The 12,830-nt window shown below is 61.0% G+C and carries 14 protein-coding genes; 5 read left to right on the plus strand and 9 right to left on the minus strand.

The window, feature by feature from the left end; genetic code table 11:
- Positions 1-148: 148 nt before the first annotated feature.
- The 4 genes from AC0L3N_RS09460 to AC0L3N_RS09475 form a co-directional block, all read right to left on the minus strand.
- Positions 149-292, minus strand: coding sequence for a hypothetical protein (locus tag AC0L3N_RS09460; protein ID WP_473547292.1), 144 nt, complete (start codon positions 290-292; stop codon positions 149-151).
- Positions 289-567, minus strand: a complete 279-nt coding sequence (locus AC0L3N_RS09465; protein ID WP_473547294.1) for a DUF4031 domain-containing protein — start codon at positions 565-567, stop codon at positions 289-291. Before AC0L3N_RS09465 ends, AC0L3N_RS09460 begins: the two co-directional genes overlap by 4 nt.
- 72 nt (positions 568-639) lie before the next feature.
- Positions 640-1,938, minus strand: a complete 1,299-nt coding sequence (locus tag AC0L3N_RS09470; RefSeq protein ID WP_473547296.1) for a hypothetical protein — start codon at positions 1,936-1,938, stop codon at positions 640-642.
- 98 nt (positions 1,939-2,036) lie between these two features.
- Positions 2,037-2,867, minus strand: a complete 831-nt coding sequence (locus AC0L3N_RS09475) for a cell envelope integrity EipB family protein (protein ID WP_473547298.1) — start codon at positions 2,865-2,867, stop codon at positions 2,037-2,039.
- A 138-nt stretch (positions 2,868-3,005) separates the two neighbouring features.
- Here AC0L3N_RS09475 and AC0L3N_RS09480 point away from each other — a divergent pair, with 138 nt between their 5' ends.
- The 4 genes from AC0L3N_RS09480 (at position 3,006) to AC0L3N_RS09495 (ending at position 6,028) form a co-directional block, all read left to right on the plus strand.
- Complete coding sequence (locus AC0L3N_RS09480) at positions 3,006-3,470, plus strand: RidA family protein (RefSeq protein WP_473547300.1); 465 nt, start codon at positions 3,006-3,008, stop codon at positions 3,468-3,470.
- Between the two features lie 7 nt (positions 3,471-3,477).
- Positions 3,478-4,206, plus strand: coding sequence for a glycerophosphodiester phosphodiesterase (locus AC0L3N_RS09485; protein ID WP_473547302.1), 729 nt, complete (start codon positions 3,478-3,480; stop codon positions 4,204-4,206).
- Between the two features lie 42 nt (positions 4,207-4,248).
- Entirely contained in the window at positions 4,249-5,466 is a 1,218-nt protein-coding gene (locus AC0L3N_RS09490) for a GNAT family N-acetyltransferase (protein ID WP_473547304.1), read from the plus strand.
- Between the two features lie 130 nt (positions 5,467-5,596).
- Positions 5,597-6,028, plus strand: a complete 432-nt coding sequence (locus tag AC0L3N_RS09495; RefSeq protein ID WP_473547306.1) for an HIT family protein — start codon at positions 5,597-5,599, stop codon at positions 6,026-6,028.
- A 101-nt stretch (positions 6,029-6,129) separates the two neighbouring features.
- Here the strand turns inward: AC0L3N_RS09495 and clpA are convergent, their stop codons facing one another.
- The 3 genes from clpA to AC0L3N_RS09510 all read right to left on the minus strand — a co-directional run bounded on the left by clpA (position 6,130) and on the right by AC0L3N_RS09510 (position 9,534).
- The gene (clpA, locus tag AC0L3N_RS09500) at positions 6,130-8,598 is read right to left on the minus strand and encodes an ATP-dependent Clp protease ATP-binding subunit ClpA (RefSeq protein WP_123145837.1); all 2,469 of its coding nucleotides are present in this window, start codon (positions 8,596-8,598) and stop codon (positions 6,130-6,132) included.
- Between the two features lie 6 nt (positions 8,599-8,604).
- Positions 8,605-8,931, minus strand: coding sequence for an ATP-dependent Clp protease adapter ClpS (gene clpS / locus AC0L3N_RS09505; RefSeq protein ID WP_165848388.1), 327 nt, complete (start codon positions 8,929-8,931; stop codon positions 8,605-8,607).
- 273 nt (positions 8,932-9,204) lie between these two features.
- Positions 9,205-9,534 (minus strand): phasin family protein, encoded by a 330-nt coding sequence (locus AC0L3N_RS09510; protein WP_292209689.1) that lies wholly within the window; start codon positions 9,532-9,534, stop codon positions 9,205-9,207.
- A 317-nt stretch (positions 9,535-9,851) separates the two neighbouring features.
- Here AC0L3N_RS09510 and AC0L3N_RS09515 point away from each other — a divergent pair, with 317 nt between their 5' ends.
- Complete coding sequence (locus AC0L3N_RS09515; RefSeq protein WP_473547308.1) at positions 9,852-11,267, plus strand: D-alanyl-D-alanine carboxypeptidase; 1,416 nt, start codon at positions 9,852-9,854, stop codon at positions 11,265-11,267.
- Positions 11,268-11,312: 45 nt separating this feature from the next.
- Here the strand turns inward: AC0L3N_RS09515 and AC0L3N_RS09520 are convergent, their stop codons facing one another.
- Entirely contained in the window at positions 11,313-12,011 is a 699-nt protein-coding gene (locus AC0L3N_RS09520) for a DnaJ domain-containing protein (RefSeq protein ID WP_123145834.1), read from the minus strand.
- Positions 12,011-12,742, minus strand: a complete 732-nt coding sequence (locus AC0L3N_RS09525) for a VWA domain-containing protein (RefSeq protein WP_473547311.1) — start codon at positions 12,740-12,742, stop codon at positions 12,011-12,013. Before AC0L3N_RS09525 ends, AC0L3N_RS09520 begins: the two co-directional genes overlap by 1 nt.
- Positions 12,743-12,830 lie beyond the last annotated feature (88 nt).

The raw sequence follows: 12,830 nt of genomic DNA on the forward strand, positions 1-12,830 counted from the left end.
GGAAGCCTCTTTGAATCACGCTAACCTGCGACAGACCACAAATTACACGCCGTCGTTAACCTGAACTCGTTGCCCTGGTGTCTTGCGGCTCAGCGTGCGGCGATCAGCGCACCGGTGCCGATCATGGCGCCGCCGGCAAACCTGTTCATCAAGCGATACCGAGGCCAGCCAGGAACGCGCGAACGAACCCGCGCGAGACGCCGTTGGTAATGACCGTGAATACCGCCGGGCCAGGCGTGGCGGCGGCGAATGTGATCGCAGCGCAGTAAGCCAGAAATGCCGTCAACGTCATGGTCGTATCTTCCCCTTCGGCACCCGGACACGCCGGAAAACAGCAACGATCTCTTCGCGGCTGCATTCGATGGCGCCTTGCCGCACCGCGCGGTCGCGCTCGAAGCCGGTTATGTCATAATGCGGCGCCGATGTCTTCGGCGGTCCCTGATAGGACGAGCGCTTGATGCCGAGCTGTGCTGCAAAACGATGCAGCTCATCGGTGTCGTCGGCCAGCAGGTGACACCAGCGGTGGCCGACCCATTTCCAGATCGCCGCGTCGACATAAACCGCCATGAGGCTTGCCGCACTCCTTCATCTTGCGCCGACCAGCGGAGCCGCAGTTCACTTGGGGCCAAGATCCAAACGTTAGCGATGATAGAAGGGATTCGGATAGAAAATGAAGCCGCCGGCGGCTTCGAGTTCGGCCACGATCCCGGTGACAGCCGCCTGCATACGGCGGTGCAGTTCGGCGAGCGCATCGTCGATCGAGCCCGGAAAGGCGTGCAATCCCAACGGCTCCGGCACCCGGATATGCGCGCAGCGCGGCCCGGCCGGCTGCGGCACGAAGCGGTTGATCGTGTCGCGCAGCGTGCCCTTGCAATAGTCGTTGCGGATGCGCTTCAGATGCTCGGCGATCTCCTCTTGCGTGATGCGCGAGTTGGCTGAGACCCACGGTCCGACGCGTTGGAGGCGCTGAATGGTGTCCGCCAGCGTCCGGACCTGTTTTTGTCGTTCGGCGTCGCCGGTGTTTTCCCGCAGCCAGCGGCGCGACCGGCGCAAAAGCTCGGCGATCTCGTTGGCGCCGGGATCAAACGAAATGCCCTCCCCCAGGCGCCGGCTCAATTCGAGCAGCAGTTGCGTCTGACGCGCTGCATACGAAGCCCGTTCGTTGGGTGCCATGCCACAGGCAAGCTCATCGCGCGACAGCAGCGTCGCATAGATATGGTGGACGCGCTCCGGCAGCGTATCGGCGGCACGGCGTTCGATCTTCAGGCTCTTCTCGACATAGGCGCATTCCTGCGCCAACGTCGGCTCGACATTTTTGGTGAAGGCGAGCTTCCAGACAACCGGCGCGATCCAAGCCCTAGAATCCTGATCCGTCGCGCGACCGCGCTTGAGCGCTTCGAACCCCATCTCGACCGCCCCCGGAAGAAGCGGACCGACGACATTGGCATGCCAGCCGACGCCGCCTTCGGGATGCAAGAGAACACCGTGCCCCTTCAGCGCCCAGGCGATCGAGTGTTCCTTGGCAGCCCCACTATTGCCGGGAATCTGGGCGATCAGATTGTTGGCCAGCCAGAATTTCTGCATGATCCGGCCGAGGCCGTTGACGACGCCATGTGTGGCCCAGGATGCCGCGAGCGGACTGACCTGCGAGACGATCTCCTTGTCGATCATCCAGTCGGTAAAGAATTCCGGATGGTTGGGCGTGATGAACGTCGCCTTGCCGGCGCCGCAACAGGCCTTCAGCCGCTGCCGGTCGTCGTCGGGAAAGTCGATATGACGGACATTGGCGACGCCGCGCAATCCGGCCAGGCGGTTGAACGGCAACAGGTCGCGAAACCCGGGAATGCCATGCAGCATGACAACCCGGTTGACTACAGTCATGATCCTGATCAGCGCCGGATTGGGTCTCGGCGCCACGAACACATCGATTCTGCTCAACCCACCCCCCGATCGACCCATCGGCGTAGAAGTTGAGATGCAATTGCGGCGTGTTCAAGTCATTCGCCGCCGCCTTGTGGGCGTGGCTAACCTGAAGCCTATTTCGGCGGACAGGCTTTCGACTGATCGAACAACGACAGATTGACCAGCTTGCCGGTCATCGAGAACTCGCCATAGTCCATGACGAGGTCGCGCGTGATTCCGTTGCCATGCAGCTTGAAGCTGATCCGGTACTCCGGCACCTCCTCGCCTGACTTGTCGGTGCCGTCGAAATAGGCGATGTCGACCGGCCAGTATTTGTCGGTGGCGAGTTTCGCCAGTGCCGGCGCTTCCGGATCAGCCTTGTCGGCATCGGCTTTCTTGCCGACGACAACGGTGGTGGTCATCACCTTGTCGGCATCTTCCGAGCCGTCGAACAGGTTGGTTTCGTAGAAATTTTCGCCCTTTTCGGCCTTGTCGATCAGTTCGGCCAGATGCTGGGTCGGAAACTGGGTGGCGGCGAGTTCGAGGCTGCTCTTCTCCGGCTTGTCGATGTCGACCTTGAGGCCCTTCGTCTCCTTCGTCGCGGTGCCCTTGACCTCCTTGTCGAGGTTCTGGTCGACGAAGGATTTTGTCACGAACGAGAACGTCTTGCCTTCGGCGTCCTCGAAAGTGGTCGTCTGCTGGTCGGTCAGCTTTGTTGCATTGTCGTTGGTGGCAATCTGGGTGACGAAGCGGAACTTCACCGTGTAGCCTTCGCAAGGCGAACCGTTGAACTCATAGACCATGCGGCCGGAAATGCCGGTGATGCCGGAGCGATCGGAGGCTTTGTCCAGGCTCAGATCATAAACCGCGCGATGCGCCTGCAGCGCCGGTACGGCAAAAGCCGGCGCCATCGAGAACACCGCCGGCAGCAGGACGGCGTGGAATGCGAGGCGTGTTGCGCGCATGAGGGGCTCCGATCATCGCGCCTGATGGCAGGCCGCAGGGAAAGAGGGTCCAGCTTAAAAAAAGTCGTGGCGGAAGCGAGGCAAAAATAGCAATTTCGGCCCGGCCTGCGCGGCGTCATCAAGCAATAGGGAAATACCATGAGTGAAACAATCGAAAAGCGGCTAAGCGATCTCGGCGTGACGCTTCCGGTCGCCGCCGCGCCCGCCGCCAACTACTTGCCCCATTCCAGGTCGGGCAACCTGCTGTTCACCGCCGGGCAGCTGCCGCTCAGCGAGGGCAAGCTGCAGGCGAGTGGGCTGCTCGGCCGCGATGTCGACACCGCAAGCGGCAAGGAAGCGGCAAAATACTGCGCGATCAACATATTGGCGCAGGCCAAGGCAGCCCTTGGCGATCTCAAGAAAATCCGCCGCCTGGTGAAGATCACCGTCTTCGTCGCCTCGGCGCCAGATTTTGTCGAACAGCACCTGGTTGCCAACGGCGCCTCGGATTTTCTGGTTGCAGTGCTCGGCGATCACGGCAAACATGCCCGCTCCGCCGTCGGCGCCGCCTCCCTGCCGCTTAATGCCGCAGTGGAAATCGAAGCCATCTTCGAAGTCGAATGAGCCTGTCATGACCGATCTTTCCTGGCTGACCGCCCGACCCGTTGCCCATCGCGGCCTCCACGACATGAACAAGACGCGCTGGGAGAACACGCTTTCCGCCTTTGCCGCGGCAGCCGAACGCGGCTATGCGATCGAATGCGACGTGCATCTGTCGTCTGACCGCATCCCGGTCGTCATTCACGACAGCGATCTGAAGCGGCTGACCGGCCAGGACGGCTTCGTCTGGCAGCGAACGGCAGCGGAGATGACTGCGCTCACGGTTGGCGGCACATCAGACCATCTGCCGACTCTGCAGCAGGCACTCGACCTGGTCGATGGTCGTGTGCCGATGGTCGTCGAGCTGAAAGGGGTCCCCGGCCGGGACGAGGGCCTGGTGGAAAGCGTCGGCAAGATGCTCAAGCACTACAAGGGCAAGGCGGCGATCATGTCGTTCGACCACTGGCTGATCCGCGATTTCCCGAAACACGCGCCCGGCATTCCGGGCGGGCTGACCGCTTATGGCAATGACGTCAAGCTGATCGAGGCGCATTTCGCCATGCTGGCGCACGACATCGCCTTCGCCTCCTACGCCGCCGGCGACCTGCCGAACCGGTTTGTCAGTTTCGTGCGCGAAAGGCTCAAAATGCCGGTCATCACCTGGACCGTGCTCGACCAACCGGCGGTCGACTTGACCTTTAGATACGCCGACCAAATGACGTTCGAAGGATTCGAACCCGATCTTGTACAGGTCGCTTGAAACCGAGCTTGCATGGACCGGCACGGAGCTTAAATAAGCCTCATGGATCAAGGCGATGAAGGCGACGGGCAAACGGCGAATGGAGCGTATGCGATCCGGGTTGCCTCCGGCATCGGAGCCTTCACCTGCGCGGAATGGGATGGCCTCGGCGGTACCGCACGCGGCGACACAGAAAACGGCTACAATCCCCTCGTTTCATTCGCTTTTCTGAGCGCACTTGAGGATTCGGGCTGCGCCGTGCGGCGCACCGGCTGGCAGGGCCATCATCTCAGGCTGGAGACAGCGCAGGGAAAGCTGCTCGGTGCCGTTCCCTGCTACCTGAAATCGCATAGCCAGGGCGAGTATGTTTTCGATCACGGCTGGTCGGACGCGTTCGAGCGCGCCGGCGGGCGTTACTACCCAAAACTGCAATGCGCCGTGCCGTTCACGCCGGTCACCGGTCCTCGCCTGCTGGTCAACAAGGGCGAGGACAGTCGCGCCGTGAAAGCCGGCTTGGCAGCGGGCCTGAAGGCGGTGACGGACAAGCTCGGCGTGTCTTCCGCGCACGTAACCTTCGCGCAGCAGAAGGATGTCGGGGCGCTGGAAGCGGCGGGCTTCCTGCACCGCACCGACCAGCAGTTCCACTTCTTCAATGAAGGTTATTCGACCTACGACGATTTTCTCGCCACCCTGGCATCGCGCAAGCGCAAGGCTATGAAGAAGGAGCGGCGCGAGGCGCTCGCTCACGGCATCTCGATCGACTGGCTGACCGGCAGGGATCTCACCGAAAGGATCTGGGACGACTTCTTTGCCTTCTACATGGATACCGGCAGCAGAAAATGGGGGCGGCCCTACCTCAGCCGTGAGTTTTTCTCGATGATCGGCGAGCGCATGGCCGACGACATCCTGCTGGTGATGGCCAAGCGCAATGGACGCTACATTGCCGGCGCTATCAATTTCATCGGTTCCGATGCGCTCTACGGCCGCAACTGGGGCTGCATCGAAGACCATCCGTTCCTGCATTTCGAGGTCTGCTATCACCAGGCGATCGACTTCGCGATCGACCGTAAGCTGAAAGTGGTCGAAGCGGGCGCGCAAGGCGAGCACAAGCTGGCGCGCGGCTATAGGCCGGTGACCATGCATTCGGCGCATTACATCGCGCATCCGGGCTTGCGCAACGCGGTCGCCGACTATCTCAGGCGCGAGCGGCGCGAAGTGCAGCGGATGGGCGACTATCTTGAAGAGCACACGCCATTCCGCAAGGATATGGCGGGCGATTAGGGCGACGTGCGTCCAATTGGACGCACAAAGTACGCTCTAACACTTTGAATTTCCGCATCGTACTTTCCGAAAATCGATTCCGATTTTCGGGTCGGTACGGTAGAGCAAGGCACAATCCGGAGCGCACGCCATGGCCGAAGCAACCTACGACAGCAGCAATATCTTCGCGAAAATCCTACGCGGTGAAATCCCGTCGCATCGCGTCTATGAAGATGACGCAGTTGTCGCCTTCATGGATGTGATGCCGCAAGGGCCGGGTCATACGCTGGTTGTGCCGAAGGCGCCGTCGCGCAACCTGCTCGATGCCGATCCGGCAGTGTTCGGCCCGCTCTTCGCAAATGTCCAGAAAGTTGCGCGGGCAGTAAAAAAGGCCTTCGATGCCGATGGTGTCACAGTCATGCAGTTCAACGAGCCTGCTTCGGGCCAGACCGTCTTTCACCTCCATGTTCACATCATTCCACGCTTCGAGGGCATTCCTTTGAAGCCGCATAGCGGTCAGATGGAGAAGCCAGAAGTGTTGGCTGAGAACGCCGGCAAGATACGAACGGCGCTGGGAAACTGAAGCCGGGCGTCGCACACCAAATGCCTTCGGCAACTCACATCACTACCTCTTCATCTAACAAAAAAAGCCCCGTTTCCGGGGCTTTTCTAGTTTTCAGGCCATCACCCCTTGCGGGGCAGTTGCGGCACCAGGCTGCGCTTGCCGCCATCCTTGCCCTTGGGCTCCGCCTTCTGCGCGATCGCCTTTTTCGCGACGGGCTTCTTGATGGCAGCTTTCTTCGGCTTCGGCGTGTCGTCCGGTTCTTCCTTCTTCGGCTTGACCGGCGCCTCGTCGGCGAGTGACTCGAGCTTCAGGCCGGTCTCCCCGGTCTCCTTCTTCTCGACGGTGACGCGCACCGTGCCGCCCTTCTTGAGCTTGCCGAACAGCACCTCGTCGGCCAGTGGCTTCTTGATGTGCTCCTGGATGACCCGGCCGAGCGGCCGCGCACCCATTCGTTCGTCATAGCCCTTCTCGGCCAGCCAGGCGATCGCCTCCTGCGACAGGTCGAAGGTGACGCCACGCTCGGAGAGCTGGGCCTCGAGCTGCATGACAAACTTCTGCACCACCTGGTGGATGACCGGAATCGGCAGCGAGCCGAACGGGATGATCGCATCGAGACGGTTGCGGAACTCTGGCGTGAACAGCCGGTTGATCGCCTCGACATCATCACCTTCGCGCTTGGTCGAGCCAAAACCGATCGCCGCGCGCTGCGCATCCGAGGCGCCCGCATTGGTGGTCATGATCAGGATGACATTGCGGAAGTCGATCTGCTTGCCGTTGTGGTCGGTCAGCTTGCCGTGGTCCATGACCTGCAACAGGATGTTGAACAGGTCCGGATGCGCCTTCTCGACCTCGTCCAGCAACAGCACGCAATGCGGATGCTGGTCGACGCCGTCGGTCAGCAGGCCGCCCTGGTCGAAGCCGACATAGCCGGGAGGCGCGCCGATCAGCCGCGAGACGGTGTGGCGTTCCATATATTCGGACATGTCGAAGCGGATCAGCTCGACACCGAGCGAGGCGGCGAGCTGCTTTGCCACTTCGGTCTTGCCGACGCCGGTTGGTCCCGAGAACAGATAGGAGCCGATCGGCTTCTCCGGTTCGCGCAAGCCGGCCCGCGCCAGCTTGATCGCCGAGGTCAACGCCGTGATCGCGGTGTCCTGACCGTAGACGACGCGCTTCAGCTCGACGTCGAGACCGGCCAGCACCTTCTCGTCGTCGGCGGAAACCGTCTTCGGCGGAATGCGGGCGATGGTGGCGATCGTCGCTTCGATCTCCTTGATGCCGATGGTCTTCTTGCGCTTGGCCTCCGGCACCAGCATCTGCGAGGCGCCGGTCTCGTCGATCACGTCGATCGCCTTGTCCGGCAGCTTGCGGTCATTGATGTAGCGCGCCGACAGTTCGACCGAAGCCTTGATCGCCTCAGCCGTGTAGCGGACCTTGTGGAACTCCTCGAAATACGGCTTCAGACCCTTCATGATCTCGATGGCGTCCTCGATGGTCGGCTCGTTGACATCGATCTTCTGGAAGCGCCGCACCAAGGCGCGGTCCTTCTCGAAGAACTGGCGGAACTCCTTGTAGGTGGTCGAGCCGATGCAGCGGATCGTTCCGGACGACAGCGCCGGCTTCAACAGGTTCGACGCATCCATGGCGCCGCCCGACGTCGCCCCTGCCCCGATCACCGTGTGGATCTCGTCGATGAACAGCACCGCGCCCGGATAATCCTCGAGTTCCTTGACGACCTGCTTCAGCCGCTCCTCGAAATCGCCGCGATAGCGGGTGCCGGCCAGCAATGTTCCCATATCAAGCGCGAAGATGGTGGCGTTGTGCAGCACTTCCGGCACGTCTCCCTCCACGATGCGCTTGGCAAGGCCTTCGGCGATCGCCGTCTTGCCGACGCCGGGGTCGCCGACATAGAGCGGATTGTTCTTGGAGCGGCGGCACAGCACCTGGATGGTGCGGTTGATCTCGGACCCGCGGCCGATCAGCGGATCGATCTTGCCGGCCTTGGCCTTGTTGTTCAGATTGATGCAATAGGCGGTCAGCGCGTCCTGCTGCTGCTTTTTCTTGCCGCCGTCCTCTTGCGGCTCGGCGCCGCTTTGGCCGCCCTGTTCGTCGTCGGCGCCGCGCGGCGACCGCGTCTCGGATGCGCCGGGGCGCTTGGCGATGCCATGCGAGATGTAGTTGACCGCGTCGTAGCGGGTCATCTGCTGTTCCTGCAGGAAATAGGCAGCATGGCTCTCGCGCTCGGCGAAGATGGCAACGAGCACATTGGCGCCGGAGACTTCCTCGCGGCCGGACGACTGCACATGGATCACCGCGCGCTGGATGACGCGCTGGAAACCGGCCGTCGGCTTGGAATCCTCGTCATAGCCGGTAACGAGATTGTCGAGCTCGGTGTCGATATAGGTGAGAACCGTATGCTTCAACTCGTCGAGATCGACGTTGCAGGCGCGCATGACCGCGGCCGCCTCGGTGTCGTCGATAAGGGCGAGCAGCAAATGTTCAAGGGTTGCGTATTCGTGGTGCCGCTCATTGGCGAGCGTCAGCGCCTGGTGAAGCGCCTTTTCCAGGCCTTGGGAGAAAGCCGGCATGTTACCTCACTTCTTCTCCATCACGCATTGCAGCGGATGCTGATTCTGTCGGGCGAAATCCATGACCTGAGACACTTTGGTCTCGGCCACCTCGAATGTATAGACCCCGCACTCGCCCACTCCATGATTGTGAACATGGAGCATGATGCGGGTGGCGGCTTCACGGTCCTTCTGGAAAAAACGCTCCAGCACGTGAACCACGAATTCCATGGGCGTGTAGTCGTCGTTGAGAATGAGGACCCGATAAAGGCTAGGCTTCTTGATCTTGGTCTTGGTGCGCGTGATGACGGCCGTGCCGCGACCGGCCTCATTGCCGTCGCTGCCGTTTTGCATCCGCACTACATCTCTCGTGGCAGTCAAACCAATCGTCACGTAGCCCTGCCTTTTCGAATCCCCATATGAGTTCGACATGTAGGTCTTCGATGGACGATTTTAAGCCCTTCTGTTTAGCTGACAATATGGCTAGGTGGCCAAACTTGACCGATTTTTCGAAATCGTGAAGGCAGCAGAACCCTCTGATTTCAAATTGCCATGAAAAAACCCGGCCGCGCGCTCGCGACCGGGTCTGTCTTGCAGGCCCGAGGCCATCTTCACATTATAGCGAGGTTATTTCGCTTTTGCGACCATTGATTCGAACGGCTTGTAGGCTTCTTTGGCGAGTTCGGCATAGAGATCGCCGATCTTGGTGGCTTCGTTGACGAAGGCTTCGTACGACTGCTTGGCAAAATCGGACTGGATCTCGATCGCCTTCTCCAGCGACTTGGCCGACAAAAGTTTCTCGGCTGCTGCGCTGCCGGCCTCGAAGCTTTTCTTGGTGTACTCGCCCGCCTCGGTGGCGATGGCCTGCGCACCCTTGGAAAGGGATGCGAAGCTCTTCAAGCCGGTGTCGGCAAACTCCTTGCCGTATTTGCTGAAATCTTCATAGGTCTGGGTCATTTCACGCTCCCTTGACAGTTGACGTTGAACGGTAGACGCGCCCTGTCCGGGGCCGCGTTGTGCAATGCAAGTTATATATTGTGCACTGCACAAAAAGTCAATGTTTCACCGAGCGGGGTTCCAGCCGACCGGCGCGGCATACAGGCCCAGCCACCGGCAATGGCTAAAATTCGAATAAAGAGAAGCTCAAGCCCGAAGAAAATGGTGAACACGGTGGTTACCATAAACGGATTGGTAACGCTGACCGCGATAGCTTGGCTTGAAGTGAGGCAGGACCTTTGCCGCCTCCAGCAACAAAAAATTCAAAGGAACCATCGGTGCGTCAGGCGTTGTCGGGCATTCTCTCCAAATCCTCGTCCTCTTTGAAAACGATCATGATCCTCGCTTTGGCGATGACATTCGTCGTTGCCGACGCTGCTTCGTCGATGGCGGCGAGGTCAGCGGCTATCGTCATCGATGCCAAGACCGGCAAGGTGCTCTATTCTTCGAATGCCGATGGTCGGCGCTACCCGGCCTCGCTCACCAAGATGATGACGCTTTACCTGGCCTTCGAGGCCATGGCGAACGGCAAGATCAGCAAGAACTCCCGGGTCGTCTTCTCGGCCAATGCTGCCGCTGAACCGCCAACGAAACTCGGCGTCAGACGGGGCGGCGCGATCACGGTCGAGACCGCGATCCTGTCGATGGTGACCAAGTCGGCAAACGACTCGGCAACGGCGCTCGGCGAGCTTCTTGGCGGCAATGAAGCCAATTTCGCCCACATGATGACAGCCAAGGCGCGGGCGCTGGGCATGAAGGGCACTGTTTTCCGCAACTCCCACGGCTTGCCAAATCCCGGTCAATTCACGACCGCGCGCGACATGGCGGTACTCGGCATCGCGCTGCGGGAGCATTTTCCCCAGTATTACGGCTATTTCTCGCAGCGTTCCTTTCTCTACGGCCGCAAGCGCATCAACGGCCATAACCGCCTGCTTGGGCGCATCAAGGGCGTCGACGGTATCAAGACCGGTTATACTCGCGCCTCCGGCTACAATCTCGTTTCCTCGGTCGACGACGGCGATCGCCGCATCGTCGCAGTGATCATAGGCGGAAAATCCGGCGGCAGCCGCGACAACCAGATGGCCGCATTGATCAACACCTACATGCCGAAGGCCTCCTCGCGCGGCAGCGGCATGCTGGTCGCCAAGGCCGGCGGCGGCAATCCCATCACCGCTCTGGCAAAAGTGTTCCTGCCCAAGCGCGACGCGCCGACGCCGGACAGCAGGCCGGACGACGATGCCCCGGACGGCGATGCCATTGCCTCGCTAGTTGAGGAAACCGAACCCGCCGTTGAAGAAACCATCCCCGTTGTCCAGACCAGGCCCGTCTCTCAGACCAAGAAGGTCAACACAGTGGCCGCGGCCACGGCGGACGATGTGGCGACGGCGCGGGTCGCAGCAGCCTACGCCGAACCGGCGGCGGTCGATCCCGTCAACACGGCATCGGTGCCGTCCGGCTGGGCAGTCCAGGTCGCCTCTTCGCCAAAACAATCCGAAGCCCAGGCTCTCCTGGATGAGACGAGCAAGCAGGCGCCTTCGATCCTCGCCGATGCCACAGGTTTCACCGTCGCCTTCGAAAAGGACGGCGTCACCTACTACCGCGCCCGGTTCGGCTTTGGTTCGAAGACTGCTGCCTGGAAAGCCTGCAACGCCCTGAAGAAAAAGAAAATCGAGTGTTACGCCGTCCAGCAGTAGGCGGCGTCGAAAACATCTCCCGGAAAAATTCTGCGTCGAAGGAGACTAGTTGTGATCGGAGAGCAAGACGTCCTTGGCTTCGTTGATTCGCGCCGCCAGAAAAGAAGTGCCGCCGATATCGGGGTGCAGGCGCTGCATCAAGCGGCGGTGCGCCTTGCGGACATCCGCCGCGGCGGCCCCCGCTTCAAGACCAAGGATCTTGTAGGCCTCCTCCTTAGTCATGGCGCCCGAACCTGGCGAAACACCCAGCCCGTCGCCACCATTCGCCTCAGCGTCTTTGCGCCAGATGGGAAATCTGCCGTCAAGATACGTCTCTAGCAACTGGCGGCTCTCGGGGTCGCCAGGGAGTTCGCGATAAAGCTGCTGCAATTCCGCAAGGCTCATCGTGCCAAGCATCTTGCCTTCATGGCGGCCGGCGAGCACGAGCCCCTCCAGACTGCCGGTATCGTGATCAAGCTCCATTTCGAGTGCCGCGGTGCGCACCGTCGAATGCTTGCCCGGCTCCAGTTTCGCCGTCGGCCGCTTCATCCGCATCGAGCCATACCAGGCGAGCGCCGTCGACAGGATCAAGCCGCCGATGCCTGCGCGTCCAACCAGAAGCGCGGCGACGCCGATCAGCGCCAGCAGGGCGGGCCCAACTGTCCTCATCCAGCTTGCGAGTTTCGCGGGGTCGGCGCGCAGAAACACCGTGGCCACGCCGAGCAGCACCAAAAGCAACGCCACGAATGCGATAGTCGCGCCCATTATTTCCTGCCGCCTCGCAAATGCTCGATCATCAGCCGGTCTTCCGGCCTACCCCTCGCCTCCAGTGCCTTCAGCCCGCCGGTTGCAAACACGGCGACCGCCGAAAGCAGGTTGGCCAAAGTTGCGGCGGCCCGCCGATCAAATCGGAACCAAGCCCCTTTGGACAGCCGCGCAATTTCCTTGAATGCCTTTTCCGCGTCGGCATCATGGCCCTCCTGAAAGACGAAGACAGGAACGCCGTGCAGGCCGAGGCTCCCGGCTTTTTCGGCCAGATCGTCTATATTTTCTTCCATCGCATCGCCGATATAGACCAGCGCGTTGACCTTGGCCGCCGCCGTCTGTTTCAGCGCATGGACCAGCACCTTGCCTATCTGGGTGTGGCCGCTGCGGCATTCGATCCTCGTCATCAGCTGCTTCAGCGCGTTCGTATCGGTGACGAATGCGGATGAGCGGCACTCGCCAAGACCTCGAAAATAAACCAGTTGAACCTTGAGCGCCCCGGCCTTGCCGACGGCGTCGAACATCTCGCCCTGCAGCGCACAGGCGAGATCCCAGGTCGGCTGGCGGCTCATCGTCGCGTCGAGGGAAAGGATCAGCCTGCCTGACCCGGTCGCGGACGCAGCGAGCGTCCTCGCCTGACGGATAAAGGCGTCGATCTCGCCGGTGCTCGATTGGGGTTCGACCGGCGCAGGATTGGCCTTTGCGGGCACGGGCTGCTTCTTGTCGCTCATGACATTCAAGATGTGGCGTTGTCGCACAGCTTGCAAGCCCAGCATGAGGCGACTGGAGGGCCAGCGATCACGGCAGCTTTGAATTTGG

This window comes from Mesorhizobium sp. WSM4807 (assembly GCF_055811615.1).